Origin of the sequence: Bradyrhizobium symbiodeficiens (assembly GCF_002266465.3) — a bacterium.
In the GTDB taxonomy this organism is placed as follows: Bacteria; Pseudomonadota; Alphaproteobacteria; order Rhizobiales; family Xanthobacteraceae; genus Bradyrhizobium; species Bradyrhizobium symbiodeficiens.
Genome location: NZ_CP029427.2, coordinates 4,187,480 through 4,205,069, shown reverse-complemented (window position 1 = coordinate 4,205,069; position 17,590 = coordinate 4,187,480). Strand labels below are relative to the sequence as shown.

General features: G+C 65.1%; 14 protein-coding genes and 1 pseudogene. 7 read left to right on the top strand and 8 right to left on the bottom strand.

Annotation, left to right across the window (positions count from 1 at the left end):
- Window positions 1–20: 20 nt before the first annotated feature.
- From CIT39_RS19515 to CIT39_RS19505, 3 genes are read left to right on the top strand one after another with little or no spacing between them, the layout of a single operon-like run.
- Window positions 21–803: a DUF169 domain-containing protein gene (locus tag CIT39_RS19515; RefSeq protein ID WP_094977617.1), complete on the top strand. Its 783-nt coding sequence runs from the start codon at window positions 21–23 to the stop codon at window positions 801–803.
- A gap of 9 nt (window positions 804–812) precedes the next feature.
- The gene (locus CIT39_RS19510; protein WP_094977618.1) at window positions 813–1,991 is read left to right on the top strand and encodes a saccharopine dehydrogenase family protein; all 1,179 of its coding nucleotides are present in this window, start codon (window positions 813–815) and stop codon (window positions 1,989–1,991) included.
- A gap of 28 nt (window positions 1,992–2,019) precedes the next feature.
- Complete coding sequence (locus CIT39_RS19505; RefSeq protein ID WP_094977619.1) at window positions 2,020–3,195, top strand: saccharopine dehydrogenase family protein; 1,176 nt, start codon at window positions 2,020–2,022, stop codon at window positions 3,193–3,195.
- A 116-nt stretch (window positions 3,196–3,311) separates the two neighbouring features.
- Here the strand turns inward: CIT39_RS19505 and CIT39_RS19500 are convergent, their stop codons facing one another.
- Window positions 3,312–4,508, bottom strand: coding sequence for an FAD-dependent monooxygenase (locus CIT39_RS19500; protein WP_094977620.1), 1,197 nt, complete (start codon window positions 4,506–4,508; stop codon window positions 3,312–3,314).
- A gap of 147 nt (window positions 4,509–4,655) precedes the next feature.
- On the opposite strand from CIT39_RS19500, the gene CIT39_RS19495 reads away from it, so the two are divergent.
- Window positions 4,656–5,132, top strand: coding sequence for a MarR family transcriptional regulator (locus CIT39_RS19495; RefSeq protein ID WP_162308905.1), 477 nt, complete (start codon window positions 4,656–4,658; stop codon window positions 5,130–5,132).
- Here the strand turns inward: CIT39_RS19495 and CIT39_RS19490 are convergent.
- From CIT39_RS19490 to CIT39_RS19480, 3 genes are all read right to left on the bottom strand, one after another.
- Window positions 5,101–6,357: an O-antigen ligase family protein gene (locus CIT39_RS19490; protein WP_094977622.1), complete on the bottom strand. Its 1,257-nt coding sequence runs from the start codon at window positions 6,355–6,357 to the stop codon at window positions 5,101–5,103. The two genes, CIT39_RS19495 and CIT39_RS19490, sit on opposite strands and share 32 nt — an antisense overlap.
- A 73-nt stretch (window positions 6,358–6,430) precedes the next feature.
- Entirely contained in the window at window positions 6,431–7,978 is a 1,548-nt protein-coding gene (locus CIT39_RS19485; protein ID WP_094977623.1) for an undecaprenyl-phosphate glucose phosphotransferase, read from the bottom strand.
- A 119-nt stretch (window positions 7,979–8,097) separates the two neighbouring features.
- Window positions 8,098–9,231: a glycosyltransferase family 4 protein gene (locus CIT39_RS19480; RefSeq protein WP_094977624.1), complete on the bottom strand. Its 1,134-nt coding sequence runs from the start codon at window positions 9,229–9,231 to the stop codon at window positions 8,098–8,100.
- Between the two features lie 204 nt (window positions 9,232–9,435).
- Here CIT39_RS19480 and CIT39_RS19475 point away from each other — a divergent pair.
- Window positions 9,436–11,773, top strand: a pseudogene (locus CIT39_RS19475) (GumC family protein).
- 163 nt (window positions 11,774–11,936) lie between these two features.
- On the opposite strand, the gene CIT39_RS19470 reads toward CIT39_RS19475, so the two are convergent.
- Complete coding sequence (locus CIT39_RS19470) at window positions 11,937–13,118, bottom strand: GNAT family N-acetyltransferase (protein WP_094977626.1); 1,182 nt, start codon at window positions 13,116–13,118, stop codon at window positions 11,937–11,939.
- A 129-nt stretch (window positions 13,119–13,247) separates the two neighbouring features.
- Here CIT39_RS19470 and CIT39_RS19465 point away from each other — a divergent pair, with 129 nt between their 5' ends.
- Window positions 13,248–14,291: a polysaccharide deacetylase family protein gene (locus CIT39_RS19465; protein ID WP_094977627.1), complete on the top strand. Its 1,044-nt coding sequence runs from the start codon at window positions 13,248–13,250 to the stop codon at window positions 14,289–14,291.
- On the opposite strand, the gene CIT39_RS19460 is transcribed toward CIT39_RS19465, so the two are convergent.
- A complete protein-coding gene (locus CIT39_RS19460) occupies window positions 14,281–14,502 on the bottom strand; it encodes a DUF2842 domain-containing protein (RefSeq protein ID WP_094977628.1) in 222 nt (73 codons plus the stop codon). The genes CIT39_RS19465 and CIT39_RS19460 overlap by 11 nt on opposite strands.
- Window positions 14,503–14,605: 103 nt before the next feature.
- On the opposite strand from CIT39_RS19460, the gene CIT39_RS19455 reads away from it, so the two are divergent.
- Window positions 14,606–15,688, top strand: a complete 1,083-nt coding sequence (locus CIT39_RS19455) for a COX15/CtaA family protein (RefSeq protein WP_094977629.1) — start codon at window positions 14,606–14,608, stop codon at window positions 15,686–15,688.
- Between the two features lie 19 nt (window positions 15,689–15,707).
- Here CIT39_RS19455 and CIT39_RS19450 read toward each other — a convergent pair whose 3' ends face one another.
- Both CIT39_RS19450 and CIT39_RS19445 read right to left on the bottom strand, forming a co-directional pair.
- Window positions 15,708–16,052: a hypothetical protein gene (locus CIT39_RS19450; protein ID WP_094977863.1), complete on the bottom strand. Its 345-nt coding sequence runs from the start codon at window positions 16,050–16,052 to the stop codon at window positions 15,708–15,710.
- Window positions 16,053–16,169: 117 nt separating this feature from the next.
- The gene (locus CIT39_RS19445) at window positions 16,170–17,450 is read right to left on the bottom strand and encodes an O-acetylhomoserine aminocarboxypropyltransferase (RefSeq protein WP_094977630.1); all 1,281 of its coding nucleotides are present in this window, start codon (window positions 17,448–17,450) and stop codon (window positions 16,170–16,172) included.
- Window positions 17,451–17,590 lie beyond the last annotated feature (140 nt).

The following is a 17,590-nucleotide window of genomic DNA, read 5'->3' as shown; positions in this document are numbered from 1 at the left end:
CGCCGGCCCGGAGGAAGCCAATGCAACAGCAGAGTGCAGACAGTATCGATCTCGGCGGCCTCGTCGCCGATCTCAACAACCTGCTGCGGCTGAAGACGAATGTGATCGGCATGAAGCTGTTCGCGCGCGCCGCGGACATGGAGGCGATCCCCAAGATCCGGCGGCCGAATGCGATCCACACCACCGACCAGATCGTCAGCATGGCTTCGCGCCTGGGCTGGACCGTCGGCATCACCTCAGAAGATCTCGTCGGCGCACAATGCCGCGCGGTGATCGGGCTTGCGCCGCAGGACGAGAAATGGCTCGCCGGCGAAAATTACGTCGGGGTCTGGCACGGCACCGCGGAGGACGCGCGCAAACGCCAGGAGGCGCTGGACGTGGTTCCGTTCGGACAATATCAGGCGCTCGCCGTCAGTCCGCTCGCCAGCGGCCGGCTCGATCCGCCCGACATCTGCCTGGTCTATGCGACGCCGGGGCAGATGATCATCCTGATCAACGGGCTGCAATATACCGGCTACAAGAAGTTCGAATGGGGCGTGGTCGGTGAGACCGCGTGCGCGGATTCCTGGGGGCGGGCGCTCAAGACCGGGGAGCCCAGCCTGTCCTTGCCATGCTATGCGGAACGGCGCTATGGCGGCGTGCCGGACGAGGAGATGCTGATGGCCTTGAAGCCGTCCCATCTCGCCAAGGCGATTGAAGGCATGAAGGCGCTGGCCAGGAACGGCCTGCGCTACCCGATACCGCCCTACGGCATTCAAAGTGACGTCCGTGCGGGCATGGGCGTGAGTTATGCGAAGAAGTAAAGGCCGATCATGAGCTCTGCGAAATTCGACATCGTCGTCTACGGTGCCACCGGTTTCACCGGCCAGCTCGTCGCCGAATATCTGACCCGGCATTACAAGAGCGACAAGACGCTCAAATGGGCGATGGCAGGCCGGAGCCTCGGCAAGCTGAAATCCGTGCGCGATGCGATCGGCGCGCCCGGTAATACAGAGTTGATTGTCGCGGATGCGTCCGACGCGGCCTCGCTGAGGGCGATGGCGGAGCGGACGATGTCGGTGATCACGACGGTCGGTCCGTATCAGCTCTACGGTGAGGAACTGTTGGCTGCCTGCGTCGCCACCGGCACGGATTATCTCGATCTCTGCGGCGAGCCGATCTGGATGCGGCAGATGATCGACATGTACGAGGCGGCTGCGAAAGAGAGCGGCGCGCGCATCGTCTTCTCCTGCGGCTTCGATTCCGTGCCGTTCGAGCTCGGCACCTTCTTCGTCCAGGAGGAGGCCAAACGCGTGTTCGGCGCACCCGCCGCGCGCGTGAAGGGCCGTGTGCGCGACATGCGCGGCACGCTCTCGGGCGGCACCGCCGCGAGCGCGAAGGCGACCTTCGACGCCGTCGCCAGGGACATCAGCCTGATCGCGATCCTGAACGATCCGTTCGCGTTGACGCCGGGTTTCACCGGCCCGAAGCAGCCGAGGGGTAACAAGCCGCTGATGGAGGAGGACCTGAATTCCTGGGCCGCCCCGTTCATGATGGCGCTGATCAACACCCGCAACGTGCATCGCTCCAACATGCTGATGGGATTTCCCTACGGGCAGGAGTTCGTCTACGACGAGATGGTCCTGACTGGTCCCGGCGAGAAAGGCGAGGCCAACGCCAGGCGCGTGATGGCGGCCAATGCCGAGAAGACCGGCCCGAGCGCGCCGAAGCCGGGCGAGGGGCCGTCGAAGGAGGAGCGCGAGAACGGGCTCTTCAATCTGCTCTATGTCGCGATCGCACCCGACGGCCGCATGGTCCGCGCCGGCGTTACCGGCGACCGCGATCCCGGCTACGGCTCGACCTCGAAGATGATCTCCGAATGCGCGATCTGCCTGCTGCGTGACACGACGGACGTCGCCGCCGGATTCTGGACGCCGGGCGCAGCAATGCAGCACAAGCTGATCGAGCGGCTGCGGGACAATGCGGGACTGACGTTCACGGTGGAAGCGTAAGGTCGGCGTTCTGCAGGAAACCTCATCCGTGTCCGCGAAGTTCGACATCGTCGTCTATGGCGCGACCGGATACACCGGCCAGCTCGTCGCCGAATATCTCGCTGCGAACTATGTCGGTGACGGCGCGCCGACATGGGCGATGGCAGGGCGGAGCAGAGACAAACTCGCGTCCGTTCGCGATGCGATCGGCGCACCCGCGAACACCGCGCTCATCGTTGCGGACGCTGCCGATCCCGCATCGCTCCGGGCGATGGTGGATCAGGCAAAGCTGGTGGTCACCACTGTCGGTCCCTACCAGCTCTACGGCTCCGATCTGCTTGCGGCCTGCGTCGCGTCGGGCACTGACTACATGGATCTCTGTGGCGAGCCGATCTGGCTGAAGCAGATGATCGACAGGCATGAGGCGACCGCCAAGGCGAGCGGCGCGCGCATCATGTTCTCTTGCGGCTTCGATTCCATCCCGTTCGAGCTCGGTGCGTTCTTCGTGCAGGAGGAGGCCCGGCGCCTGTTCGGAGCGCCGGCGCCGCGCGTCAAGGGACGCGTCCGCGGTCTTAGCTGGAAGTTCTCCGGCGGCACCTCCGCGAGCGCAAGGGTCACCTTCGAAGCGGTTGCCCAGGATCTCAGCCTGGTGTCGATCCTCAAGGACCCGTTTGCCTTCACGCCGGGCTTCGAGGGACCCAAGCAGCCGCGCGGCAACAAGCCTGTTTTCGAGGAGGACCTGCAATCCTGGTCCGCTCCGTTCGCGATGGCGCTTCTGAACACGCGCAACGTCCATCGCTCCAACATGCTGATGGGATTCCGGTATGGCCGGGATTTCGTCTACGACGAGATGGTGCTGACGGGAGCGGGGGACGAAGGGCAGGCCAACGCCAAGCTCGTCATGGCCGCCAATAGCGACAAGACCGGCCCCGCAGCGCTCAAGCCCGGCGAGGGGCCGTCGAAAGAAGAGCGCGACAGCGGTCACTATGATCTGCTCTATGTCGCGATCGCGCCCGATGGCTGTACCGTTCGCGCCGCGGTGAAGGGCGATCTTGATCCCGGCTATGCGTCGACGGCGAAGATCATCTCCGAATGCGCGGTCTGCCTGCTGCGCGATGCGCCCGATGTGCCGGCCGGTCTCTGGACACCGGGCGCGGCGATGCAGCACAAGCTGATCAAGCGGCTGCGGGATAGTGCCGGGCTGAGCTTCGAGGTGGAGAGCTAGGTCAGCTCTCGTAGGGTGGGCAAAGTGAAGCGTGCCCACGTTCTTTCGCAATCATTGAGAGGGTCGTGGGCACGGCGCGTTGCGCCTTTGCCCAGCCTACGGCACCGGTCGTCCGGCTACACCGCCCGTGCATCATAGGCGTACATGAAATCCATGTGCTTTGCGCCGAGCGGCAGCAGCAATTTCATCATCTGATTGCGCATCCACGCGCCGGTGGCGCTGAATTCGCGCTTGTTGTTGCCGTTGCGGCGCGCCAGCGCGACGATCTTCTCGGTGCGCGGGCGGCGCTCGGCCTCGAAGGCCTGGAAGGTGGCGCCGAGCTCCTGGCCCTCCTGCATCAGGCGGGCGAGCCGCATCGCATCTTCGAGCGCGAGCGAAGCGCCCTGGCCCGCGTGCGGGCTGGTCGCGTGCGCGGCGTCCCCGATCAGCAGCGAACGCTTGCGCGACCAGGCCGGCAGGGTCGCGACGTCGAGCGTGTCGGTGACCACGATGTTCTCGGCGGCTTCGATGATATCAGGGATCGGATCGTGCCAGCCGTGATGGAAGCCGCGCAAATGCTGTTTCAGCGTTGCCTGGTCGAGCGCGCGAAACATCGCTGCATCCATGCCGTGGGCCGGCTGGGTGCTCCACCACATCACGCCGTCGCTGGGATCCGGGCTGCAATAGCCGTAGCCGAAGAAGCCGCTCTGGCCGAACGTGGTCTCGACATGCCGGCCGATCGACTGGCGGTCGAGGACGGCATGCGGCACGAAGCCGCCGAAGCCGATCAGCCCGGTGTTGAAGGGTTGCGGCCCCTCCGGCACGACCTGGCGGCGTGCCACCGAATGGACGCCGTCGGCACCGATCAGGAAGTCGCCTTCGGCGGTGGTGCCGTCGGCGAAATAGGCGACGATCGGCTGGTCGCCGCGATCCTCGACCTTGATGAGGCTCTTCTCGAAATAGAGCGAGGCGCAGGCACACCAGGCCTTGTCGATGAGCATCTCGTTCAGCGCGGCGCGGCAGACGTTCACCGCGGGCTGGCCGAAGCGCTGCGCCATGTCGCGGTTGATCGAGCCGAGCTTTGCGCCGCCTTGCGAATAGAAGTCGAAGGACTCCGCGACCGAGCCGCGGTTGACCAGCTCATTCGCGAGCCCGATCTCGTCCATCACATGCATTCCGTTCGGCGCGATCTGGAGGCCGCCGCCGATGCCCTTGGAATAGGGCCATGCCTCGTAGATCGCGGATTCGATGCCGGCGCGGCGCAACAGGATCGCGGCCACGGGTCCGGCAATGCCGGCGCCGATGATCAGGGCCTTGCGGGGACGGTAGGACATGGCTTGCTCCCGACGTTTCCGTGGTGCTAGGAGAAATTACGGTCGCTAAATCTCTTAGTGACTAAGATATATATCGCCTAAGATATGAGGCTGACCTTGTCAAGGACGAAGGCGCGCGCGGCGCTGTTGCAGGAGCTCGAGGAGGCGATGCGCAGGTCTTCCGCGCAGGGCGTGCTTTACGGGCAAACCGTTGCCAACGTTGCCGGAATTGCCAATTCCGACCTCGAATGCATGGACATCCTGTATCTCGAGGGCCGCGTCACCGCAGGCCGGCTCGCCGAGGTCACGGGCCTCACGACCGGCGCCATTACCGGCGTGGTCGACCGGCTCGAAACGGCCGGCCTCGTCCGCCGCGAGCGCGACGATGCCGATCGCCGCAAGGTCTTCATCGCCGTCGTGCCGGAAGCGATCGCGAAGATCAGCCAGTTCTACGTGCCGATGCAGCAGGCGATGGAGAAGGTCTATAGCGGCTATTCCGACGAGGAGCTGCGCCTGCTGCTGCGCTTCGCCAATGAAGGCTACAAAGGGGTGGTCGCGGCAACCGAAGCGCTGAAGGGACTGCTCGACACGCCGCCGGAGAAACGTCCGGCCCTCAAGCTGAAGACGCGTCCTCGCCGGCCCTGATCTTGTAGATCTGCGCGGCCGCGATCATGCCCCACATCGTGCCCAGCATCATCCAGAAGTGCCGCCAGTGGTCGGTGTCGATCACGAAGCTTTCGCCGACGGTGCCGACGAAGGCGGAGAAGACGGCGAGATATGCACGCTGCCAGGGTACGGGGACGAAGACGTGCCTGAAGCCCATGATGACGGTGGTGAAGACCAGCGCGGGATAGCACACGCCGGACAGCCAGCCGCCGGACATGAAGGCGTTAAGATAGGAGTTGTGGGTGTCCTCGGGGAAGAAGCGGTGGAATTGCAGGGGGCCGATGCCGAACGGCAGGTCGAGCGCCATCTCCGCGCCCAGGATGTGGCGGCCGAACCGGCCGAAGCGGCCCTCGTCGTAGCTCTGGTCGAAGCTCGCGCGCTGCTTGAACATCTCGGCGGTGGAATCGAACGACAGCAGCACCGCGATCAGCGCAAGGCCCAGCACGGCGGCGACGATCGCCATGACGATGATGCGCGAGCGCTGCGCGTTGGTGCGGCTGGTCAGCACCATCAGCGCCAGCATGAAGGCGGAGGTCAGCACCAGGCCGCCCCAGGCCGCACGCGAGAAGGCGAGCAGGATCGCGAGCGACATGATGCCGAAGGCGATGACGTTGCGGAAGGCCTTGCGGAACTTGTCCGAGACTACGCTCTGGAGCGCGAACAGCGCGGGCAGGATCAGGAAGGCGCCGAGCACGTTCGGGTCCTTGAACGTGCCGCGCGCGCGGCCGTAGAGCGTGAGCAGGTCGTTGCCGCCGGGCACCAGATGGAAATAGCCGGCAATCGCCAGCAGCGAGGCGATCATCGCGCCGACCACGAGGCCGCGGCGGAGCATGTCGAGCCGGGCCGCAGTGTCCTCGGAGGTGACCATCGCGAAGAACACCACGGTCACTGCCATGTACCAGGAGGTCGCGATCCAGCTCACCACCTCGGACTGTCCGTACAGCGGGATCGCGCTGATGGTGTAGCCGACATTGAGCAGCACCAGCATCAGCACCAGCGGCATCAGCGCCAGTCGCAGCCGCAGGCCGGTGGCGAAGAAAATGACGGCCGCGAGCAGCGTCGTGATCTCGTAGGGGCTCGGCTCGATGAAGACGACCGCGCCGGAGGCGCCGACCAGCCACACCAGCGCGCGCTGCAGCGCCAGCACGCCGGGCGCAGCCGGTACGGCCAAGTTCACTTCACCGGCAGTCGCCGCATACGCCATTACATGCTCACGCTACTCGTACGCTACAAACCCGTTGTCATCGCCTGGCTTGACCGGGGCATGACGGAGAAACTCAATACGCGTTCTCGTTCTTGGTCAGCAGCGAGATCGGCGTCTTCAGGAGAATGTAGAGGTCGAACAGCACCGACCAGTTCTCGATGTAATAGAGGTCGAACTCGACGCGCTTCTGGATCTTCTCTTGATTGTCGATCTCGCCGCGCCAGCCGTTGATCTGGGCCCAGCCGGTGATGCCGGGCTTGACGCGGTGGCGGGCGAAATAGCCGTCGACGGCCTCGTCGAACAGCCGGCTCTGCAGCTTGCCCTGTACCGCGTGCGGGCGCGGCCCGACCAGAGAGAGATTGCCGGAGAACACCACGTTGAAGAGCTGCGGCAGCTCGTCGAGGCTGGTCTTGCGGATGAAGCGGCCGACGCGGGTGACGCGCGGATCGTTCTTGGTCACGACCTTGGAGGCGGTGGGATCGGCCTGATGGTGGTACATCGAGCGGAATTTGTAGACGTCGATGCGCTCATTGTTGAAGCCGAAGCGCTTCTGTTGGAACAGCACCGGGCCGGGGCTGTCGAGCCTCACCGCCAGCGCCACCAGCCCCATCACCGGCAGGGCCGCGAGCAGCGCGAGGCTGCCGACGACGCGGTCGAACAGCCATTTCATCACCAGATCCCAATCGGTGATCGGCGCCTCGAACACGTCGAGCGTCGGCACCTCGCCGAGATAGGAATAGGAGCGGGGCCGGAAGCGCAGCTTGTTGGTGTGAGCGGAGAGGCGGATGTCGACCGGCAGCACCCAGAGCTTCTTCAGCATTTCCAGGATGCGCGTCTCCGCCGAGATCGGCAGCGCGAACAGCACGAGATCGACGCGGGTGCGGCGGGCGAATTCGACGATGTCGTCGACCTTGCCGAGCTTGCGGGCGCCGGCGCAGGTGTCGAGCGCGCGACTGTCGTTGCGGTCGTCGAACACGCCGAGCACGTGGATGTCGGAATCTTCCTGCGCCTTCAGTGCTTCGACCAGCTGCTCGCCATTGCTGTCGGAGCCGACGATGATGGTGCGGCGGTCGAGCCGGCCCTGGCGCGCCCAGCCGCGCACCAGCGAGCGCAGCACCAGACGCTCGGCGATCAGCGCGGCGAGTCCGAAGAAGTAGAAGGCGGCTAGCCACAGCCGCGAGATTTCACTGCCGTATTTGGCGAAGAAGGAGATGCCGATGAACAGCAGGAAGACGAACGACCAGGACGAGATCATCCGCGTCATCTGCCGGAGCTGCCCCCGGAACAGTTGCACCTGATAGATGTCGGCGGCCTGGAAGCAGACCACGGCTGCGATCGATACGGCGATGACCTCGGCGGGATAGACCCAGCTGAAGCCGGAGAGCTGCATGACATAGCCGACATAGAGCGCGATGCCGACGAGGTTGAGCAGCGTGAAGTCGGCGAGGCGGACGAATCCGGTGATTACGATCGGCGAATAGGCGCGGGAGACCTTCTGGTTGACGACGTCGAGGGCTGCGGGCGAGAGCCGGCGGCGACGCTCCACGAAGGGTTCGTCAGCGGGTTTCGCCGCGGCGCTGGTCGCGGCATCGAGCATCGAGCGTGCGTTGAGCGGTTCCACGGGTCCACGTCCATTTCAAGCATCCGCGGGCCAATGGCGTTGGCACCCCGGGCGGCATCCCCTGGTCCTTGGATTATCGAACAAATCGGAAGATTCTCTAAAGCGGGCTTTAAGGATGGTTAATGATTGGCAAATGCGTCGCGATAGCCGGCGATCACGCCGTCGACCATGGCGGCTTGCGAGAAATGCGCCGAGATGCGTTCGCGCAACAGCACTGCGCGCTGTGCGGTGGTCTGCGGATCGTCGAGTGCAGCGGCAATGGCCTCCGCCATGGCTTCGGAATTGCTCGGCGCGAACAGAGCCGGATTGTCGGAACCGAAGATCTCGGGGATGCCGCCGATACGCGACGCGATCATGGGAATGCCGGCCGCGCCGGCCTCGATCACGACATAGGGCATGGAATCGCCGCGCGAGGGGACGACGAGCAGCCGTCCCTTGGAGAAGCCGTAGCGCGCCTTGACGTGACCGAGGAAGCGGATCGAATGGGTGAGGTCGAGTCTCTCGACCTGCGCCTTCAGCGCCGCTGTCTCCTCGCCGTCGCCGCCGAGCGTCAACGTGACCTTCTTGCCGCCCTCGTGCAGGCGCGCCACGGCGTCGACCAGCACATCGGCGCCCTTGATGTGCCTGAACTCGCCGACGTAGCAGAGGTCCGTGGCGTCTTCGGCAGTCGCGACGGGCTCGAACTCCTCGGGCGTGACGCCGTTGAAGACGCAATGCACCACGCCTTTGGGGGTGCCGACGATGCGTTGATAGGTGTCGCGAGCGAACGCACTCTCGAACAGGAACAGGTCGGTCGCGTCCATCAGCGTCCGCTCCAGCCGTGCGTAAAACTCGCCCTTGAAGGTGTTGAGTGGGTAGTGCAGCGAGCCGCCATGCGGCGTGTAGATGCGGATTGTGTCGTCGGAGCGTCGCCGCATCCGGATGAACGCGCCGGCCTTGGCGCCGTGGCCGTGCATGACGTCGGGCTTGAGCGTGGCGATCAGGCGTCGCATGCGAAGCCAGACCAGGACATCGTCCGGCGACGGCTCGCGGCGAATCGCGAGCCGGTGCACGCCGAGCTTCAGCCGCGGCGCGAGCTCGGCCAGCGCCTTGTCGGCGCGCTCGCCGCCGGTGAGGCTGTCGGCGAGGATGCCGACATGATGGCCGCGGTCGACCTGGCCGTTGGCGACGTCAAGGATGTGGCGGAAGATGCCGCCGACCGGAGCACGCACGGCGTGCAGGATACGAAGCGGCCGGTCAGGAGAGGGGGGCATCAATCAAAACCAGCGCTCGACGGCAAATGCGGAACAATTCCCAGGAAAATATCGAGATGGATTAAGGGGGCTCGTGGTTAACAAACGGTGACGAGTGCGCCTGCGCAAGTCGCCGCATGCCGCGATTAACCCAGCGGCAACCTTAATGGAGTGTAATCGCGCCGGTTGAGGTAGCTTGGTGGCGTTGCGCTGCGGGAGTGTTCGATGCGATTAGCGTTCTGGCGTGCCGGCAAGGACAAGGCCGTTGTCGCGCGGGCTGTTGCAAAGTCCAAAACCAAAGTCGCGCCCAAAGCTGAGGTCAAGGTCGAGCCCAAGGTCGAGCCCAAGATCGAACCCAAGATCGAGCAGAAGACCGAAGTCAGGCCTGCGCCGCTCGTCACCAAGCAGGCCCAAGTCGAATCCGGCGATATCGACCTGCACGCGCTCGGCGCGGCATTGGCGCGCAAGCGTGGCTGGATCATCGTGCCGACGGTGCTGGCGCTCGTCGCATCCGTCGCAATCGTCAATTTCGTCACGCCGCGCTACAAATCCGAATCGCGCATCCTCATCGACGGCCGCGAGAACGTGTTCTTGCGACCCAGCAGCGACCGCACCGAGGAACGGCAGGCGCTCGACGCCGAGGCCGTCACCAGCCAGGTGCAGCTCGTGCTGTCGCGCGATCTGGCGCGGGAGATCATCAAGAAGAACAAGCTCGCGGAACGCCCCGAGTTCGATCCGGTCCTGCAAGGCATCTCGCCGCTGAAGTCGCTGGCCGCGATGATCGGTATCGGCCGCGATCCATTCTCGATGACGCCGGAAGAACGCGTGCTCGACGCCTATTACGATCGCCTTCAGGCCTACGCCGTCGACAAGTCGCGCGTGATCGTGGTCGAATTTCAGTCCGCCGATCCGGAGCTTGCCGCACGCGTCGCCAATTCGATCGCGGACGGTTATCTCGTGCTCCAGCAGGGCGTGCGCCAGGAGCAGGCCAAGAACGCCAGCCAGTGGCTTTCCGGCGAGATCGACAGCTTGCGCAAGAAGGTCTCCGACGCCGAGGCGAGGGTCGAGGACTTCCGTTCGAAGTCGAGCCTGTTCATCGGCACCAACAACACCACGTTGTCGAACCAGCAGATGGGCGAGGTGAACACCCAGCTCAACAATGCGCGCTCGATGAAGGCGGATGCGGAATCCAAGGCGCGGCTGATCAAGGAGATGCTCCAGAGCGGCAAGCCGATCGAGGCGTCCGAGGTCGTGAACTCGGAATTGATGCGGCGGCTGTCGGAGCAAAAGGGTAACGTTGCGCGCGCAACTCGCCGAGCAGTCGTCCACGCTGCTTGGCAACCACCCGCGGATCAAGGAGTTGAAGGCCCAGCTTGGCGACCTCGACAATCAAATCCGCGACGAGGCGGCCAAGATTTCCCGGTCGCTCGAAAGCGACGCGCGCATCGCCAGCGGGCGGGTCGACGGCCTGACCGTGAGCCTCGAGCAGCTCAAGAAGCAGGCGACCTCGACCAACGGCCAGGACGTCCAGCTCCGCGCGATGGAGCGCGAGGCAAAGGCGCAGCGCGATCTGCTCGAGAGCTATCTCGCCAAGTATCGCGAGGCCAATACCCGCGAGACCATCGACACCGCGCCGACCGACGGCCGCGTCATCTCGCGCGCCGTCGTCTCGAACACGCCGGCCTATCCGAAGAAGCTGCCGATCGTGCTGATCGCGACGATCGCAACGCTGCTGCTCTCGTCCGGCGTCGTCGTCACCGGCGAGTTGCTGAGCCAGACCGCGCCGCGCGCGGTGGCCGCGCTCAGGCCGGTGCAAGCGCAAGCGCCGTTGCGCCAGGAACCCGTTGTCCAACCGGTTGCCCAGCCGGTCGTTCAGCCGGAGATCGAACCGATCGCAGATCCGGTCACGGCGGAGCTGGCGCCGCTTCAGCCGGAGATGACCGATGATGCCGAAGTCACCGAATTCACCGAGATCGAAAATCTGGCCGACAGCCTGCGCGCCGCGGGTGCTGCGGCGAAGAAGGTCACGGTGCTCGGCACCGCTTCCGGCGAAGCCATTACACTGTCGACGCTGACGCTGGCCCGGCATCTGGCGCGCGAGGCCCGCGTCGTCGTGGTCGATCTTGCCGCGTCCTCGCCGACGATTGCCGCGGTATCCGTCGATGCTTCGGCGCCCGGCCTTGCCGAGCTGATGCAGGGTGAGGCGTCGTTCGCGCAAATCATCACGAAGGACAAGCTGTCGCGGCTGCATCTCGTCATGGCCGGCCGTCCCGGCTTCGACCGCAGCGTGCTGCAATCGCCGCGGGTGACGCTCGCCATCGACGCGCTGCTGCGCGCCTATGATCACGTGCTGATCGACGCTGGCGGCGCCTCCGACCTCCCGGCCGAACTGCTGACGGCGCATGCCCGCGCCGTCGTAGTGCCGGATGCGTCGATGGCGAGCGATGCGCGCACGCTGATGTGCGAGCAGCTGAAGGCGGTCGGCTTCAGCGAGGTGACGATGCTGAGCAAGCCGGTGCAGCCGTCGAATGCGGTTGACGCGCCGCGCGTGGTGGCGGCTTAGTTCTTATCCTCTCTCCGCAGGCTCGATATCGTAGGGTGGGCAAAGGCGCACTCGCGCCGTGCCCACCACTTCGAATTGGTGGGCACGCTTCCGCCTTCGCTCTGCGAGCTACGGCGGACAAGCCGCTTTGCCCACCCTACGATATCGGCGCACATGGACAGATTTACCCGAACGCCTGCCGCAGCCGTCGGGCCAGGTCGAACAGCATCTGGTTCTGCTTCACCAGCCGCTTGCCGTGGCTGAGCGATGACATCGCCATCGCGGCGAGCCTGCCGCGCGAGGTCAGCGGGACAAAACTGTCGAAGATCTCTTCGTCGTCCTTGCAGAACATCCGCTTGTAGTCGTCCGAACCGATGCCGAGGTCGAGTGAGCGGTAGCCGCGCTCGGCGTAGCGATCGATGATATAGCGCATCAGGATCAGGCCGGGGCTGTAACGGGCGTGCTCGGACATCGTGTAGGTGTTGAACATCATCGAGAAGCGCTCGCCGTCGGCGACGCCGGCGAATATCGCGATCACCTCGTCGTCGCATTCGAGCGCATGGATGTCGATGACGCGGCCTTCACCGCGCGGCGCAAGGCAGGCGCTGCGGATGAACTCTTCGACGCCCGGTTCGGCGAAGACGTTCGGGAGCTTCTGTTCTGCCATCCGCACCGGCTTGACGCGGAAGAACCAGTCGAGAAGGCGGGTGACGTCCGCGTCCGACGTGGCAAGGTGATAGCGATAGCCGGCGAGCGCCTGGAGCTTCTTTTCCTTGCTCTTGAGGCGGCGGCGGAAGGAATTGCTGATCCGCGATGCCGGCGGCCCGCCTGGCTCCATCACCAATTGCGGACAGCCGTTGATCGGGCTCTGTCGTGGCAGAGCTGCAAACGGGTTCTGCTGGCCGTGCCAGCGCTGCGGCTGCTGCGTCAGCACGAGTACGTCGACGTGCTCGCGGAGCGGCGCGAACAACGTATCGAGATCGGCGGCAACGGTCTGCGCGGCACACGCGGCGTTCCACAGGCCCATGTTGAAGGTCGTATGCTTGCCGCCCATGAAGCAGGCCGTGTGCACGCCGTGGCTTTGGCGCAGCGAGAGCGGCAGCAGCAGCAGCGGCCTGTGGTCATCATCGCGGGCGATGACGACGAAGGGGCGCGCGCCTTCGCGCTCGCCGACCAGTCGCTGCCAGGGGCTCAGTAGATCAAATCGCTGATAGGGCGTGAAGAGATGGCCGGGCTGCTCGAAGGCGCGCCAGATCGCCTCGGCGGCGTCGAGATCGGTGACGATATCGACATGCGCGATACGGCTCGCTTTCGACCGCGCTGGCGCTTCTGCCGTCCGGCTTTGCATCGCCGCAGCCATGGTCATTCACGAAACCTGTCGAGAAATCAAGATAGACGTAATTCGGCCGGTGGCCGACCTTTGCAAAGAAATGTCAACAAAGGGTAAGGACAATGGAGAGGGAACGGGCGCTCGAGGGCGCGAAGGGTCAAGATATTGGCATCCGACGACAGATGGCTGGAGCGGCTGCGCCTCGAACTGGCCTGGTTCACCGGCCAGGCCGCGCTGCGCAGTCGCGGTGCCGGCGCCATTCTGCGCTTTGAACGTGTGCGTCCGCGCCGGCGCGGCGGATTTCAGCCGCTGCGCGCGAGCGAGATCACGCCACGATTTCTCGACCGCGCCATTCGCGCATTGAAGCGCTGGAATTATGAGTTTCTCGGCATGGACGAGGTCTGCCGCCGCGCCGTGACGCTGCCGGAGCAGCGGCGTTTCGTGGCGCTCACCTTCGACGGTGCGCCGAAGGATCTGATCGACTTCGCCTATCCGGTGCTGTCGCATCACGCCGTGCCCTTCACGATCTACGTGCCCACCGCTTTTCCTGATGGCGTCGGACAGGCCTGGTGGCTCGGGCTCGAACAGGTGATTGCGCGCGAGAGCCGCATCAGCCTGATGATGGGCGAGAAGGAGCAGCGTTTCGTCGTCACCGACAGTGCCGAGAAACAGGCGCTGTTTTCGCATCTCGAGCGCTGGCTGCGCTCGCTGTCGCCGGCGGATCTGTCGGCGGCGATCGCCGATCTCTGTACGCGCTACCGGATCGATCTTGCCGCGCTCTCGCGCGAGGCGTCGATGGATTGGGAGGATCTCGCGAAGCTCGCCGCCGATCCGCTCGTCACGATCGGCAGCGCGACCGTGAACTATCCCGTGCTCGCGAACATGAAGGACAGTGCGGCGCTGCGCGAGATGACGATGGGCAAGGCCGTCGCCGAATCCGCCTTCCGCCGCGAGGTCGGTCATTTCGCCTTTCCGTTCGGCGATCGCGCCTCCTTCCGGCGCAGTCACGTCATGATGGCAGAGGAAGCCGGCCTTGCCAGCGCGGTGTCGACGATATCAGGTATCGTCGATGCGGAGGGGCGGACCAATCTGCGCGCGCTGCCGCGGATTTCCTGGGACGGCCGTGTGCGCTCGCTGCGCATGCTGCGTGTGCTGGTGTCAGGCCTCGCCTTTGCGCCGGTGAAGCCGACGGGCAGCGCTACGAATTAGATTTGAGGCGATCAGGCCGCTGCATCCAGCTCACGATCGGCATCGCCGGCAGCACCCAGCCCAGGCCGACCACCACGTAATAGATCGCCTGACGCCAGCCGGATTCGGCGATCCACGGCATCTGCGCCGCCGCCATGCCGAGCAGGGCCCAGACGGTGCAAAGCATCAGGAGCAGGATGGCGCCGAGGAACTTGCGGGTGCGGATCGTCATGGCGATTATGAGCGGCTTTCGCGTAACTTGCGCTGCGGGAGCGGGGGACTATAAGGGGCACGCAGTCCGGTTCAAGCCTTCAAGTCTTGGTTTTGCTCCCGAAATGACACCGATTTCCGCCCCGTCCAACCCGCATCGCGCCGTGCGCTGGTGGCTGATCTCCGTCGCCGCGCTGATCGCGCTGATGGTGCTGGTCGGCGGCGCGACGCGGCTGACGGAATCCGGCCTCTCGATCGTCGAATGGAAGCCGGTCACGGGCAGCCTGCCGCCGCTGTCGGAGGCGCAGTGGACCGAGGCGTTCGAGGCCTACAAGAGGATCCCGCAATATCGCGAGCTCAACGCGGGCATGAGCCTGTCCGAGTTCAAGCAGATTTTCTGGTGGGAATGGAGCCACCGGCTGCTTGGCCGTTTCATTGGCGTCGCCTATCTCTTGCCGTTCCTGTTCTTCCTGTGGCGCGGTGGCCTCTCCGGTGAGCTGAAGCGCAGGCTGTGGCTGCTGTTCGCGCTCGGCGGTCTCCAGGGCGCGGTCGGCTGGTGGATGGTCGCCTCGGGCCTGACGGAGCGCGTCGAGGTCTCGCAATATCGGTTGGCGACGCATCTCGTGCTCGCGCTGCTGATCTTCGCCGGCATCGTCTGGACGGTGCGACGGCTCAAGGAGCGGCCGCAGATTGCAGCATCGGCGCGGCTGCGATTCACGAGCGCGCTGCTGCTCGTCGTGACGTTCGTGCAGATCTATTTCGGCGCGCTGGTCGCGGGCCTCCGCGCGGGGCGCGCCTACAACACCTGGCCGCAGATCGACGGCGCGTTCATTCCCTCGGCCGAGCGGCTGTGGTTCGAGACGCCGTGGTGGCGCAACATGTTCGACAACGTGCTGACGGTGCAGTTCGAGCACCGCATGACCGCCTATGCGCTGTTTGCGCTGGCTGCGCTCCACGCGATTGACGCGGTGCGGTCGCGCGCAGGTGCAGCCGCGAGCGGCGCGCTCTCGCTGTTCGCGGCGGTGAGCTTGCAGGCGGTGCTCGGCATTCTCACGCTGCTCAACCAGGTGCCGATCGACCTCGCGCTGTCGCACCAGGCGGTCGCAATCGTCGTGCTGATGCTCGCCGTTATGCAGGTGGAGCGGCTCGCTTCGCGGCAATCTGCGCAGGCGCAGTCGCGCGCGGTTCCAGTTGGCCAGCCCGGCTGATCACCATCAGCCCGTCTGATCAGCAATACCCGTAGATGCCGCACGAGTAGGGCAGCCGCCAGAAGTAGTCGACCTGCTTCCCGCCGTAATACGAGCCCTGATAGTCGTAGTCCCAGGGCCGGCCGTAATAGCCGGGCAGCGTGTGGGAGCCCGGCAGCAGCGGCGTGCCCGGCAAGTTGCGGATGTAGCTGCCGATGCCATAGGCCGGCGAGATCAGCGCATCCGGATCGGTATCGACATAGACCAGCGGCGGCTCCTGTGGCGGAGCAGCGGCGCGCCGCTTCGGCGTGGCCGGCAGATCGGCGGCAACGGCAGCTGAGACCGTCAACATGACCGCTAGGGCAGGCACCATCCAGCGCAGCATCATCGGCTCCGAATCAAAGGGCGATCCAAGGACGATGTATGCGGCAGATATGGTTAATGACTGTTAACTGACGGCGCTGTCCGGGGCGACTTTGCGTGTCGCCCCGGATGACAACAGCTACGCTCCCAGCGCCTGTTCCAGATCCGCGATCAGGTCTTCCTTGTCCTCGATGCCGATCGAGAGCCGCACCACGTCGGGGCCGGCGCCGGACTTGATCTTGGCGGCGTCGTCGAGCTGGCTGTGCGTGGTCGAGGCCGGATGGATCACCAGCGAGCGGGTATCGCCGACATTGGCGAGATGCGAGAACAGCTGCAGCTTCGACACCAGGCTGACGCCGGCGTCGTAGCCGCCCTTCAGGCTGAAGGTGAACACGGCACCCGCGCCCTTGGGCGCGTATTTGCGCGCGAGCTGGTGGTACTTGTCGCTCGGCAGGCCCGCATAGCTGACCGAGGCTACCGCCGGATGACCGGCGAGGAATTCGGCGACCGCTTTCGCATTGTCGCACTGCTTCTGCATGCGCAGCGGCAGCGTCTCGATGCCGGTCAGGATCATGAAGGCATTGAAGGGCGACAGCGCGGGGCCGAGGTCGCGCAGGCCGAGCACGCGGCAGGCGATCGCGAAGGCGAAATTGCCGAACGTCTCCTGGAGCTTGATGCCGTGATATTCCGGCCGCGGCTCCGACAGCATCGGATATTTGCCGCCGGTCGACCAGTCGAAGGTGCCGGCATCGACGATGATGCCGCCGAGCGAATTGCCGTGGCCGCCGAGGAACTTCGTCAGCGAGTGCACCACGATGTCGGCGCCATGGTCGATCGGACGAATGAGGTAGGGCGAGGCCAGCGTGTTGTCGACGATCAGCGGCACGCCCGCCTTGCGCGCCACCGTCGAGATCGCCTCGATGTCGGTGATGCTGCCGGCGGGATTGGCGATGGACTCGATGAAGATGGCCTTGGTGCGCGGCGTCACCGCGCGCTCGAAGCTCGAGATGTCATCGGGATCGGCCCACACCACGTTCCAGCCGAAGCTCTTGAACGCATGCGTGAACTGGTTGATCGAGCCGCCATAGAGCTTTCGCGCCGCGATGAACTCGTCGCCGGGCTGCATCAATTGTTGCAGCACCACGACCTGCGCGGCATGGCCCGAGGCCACCGCCAGCGCCGCCGTGCCGCCTTCGAGGGCTGCGACGCGCTCTTCCAGCACCGCATTGGTGGGATTGCCGATGCGGGTATAGATGTTGCCGAATGCCTGCAGGCCGAACAGCGAGGCGGCGTGGTCGGCGTCGTTGAACACGAACGAGGTCGTTTGATAAATCGGAGTCGCGCGCGCGCCGGTGGTGGGGTCGGGCTGTGCACCGGCGTGCACGGCGAGGGTTGAAAATCCCGGAAGGCGATCGCTCATTGAGGGCGTCCTGTTCTTGTGGCCTGAAATCGCGCGGCATGCTGATCGGCGCCGCGCCCGCCGTCAAGGCGCCGCGTCACATCAGGATCATTTGGGAATGATCTTGCTACGCATTGTCGCGATCGCGAAAGGAATCCTTC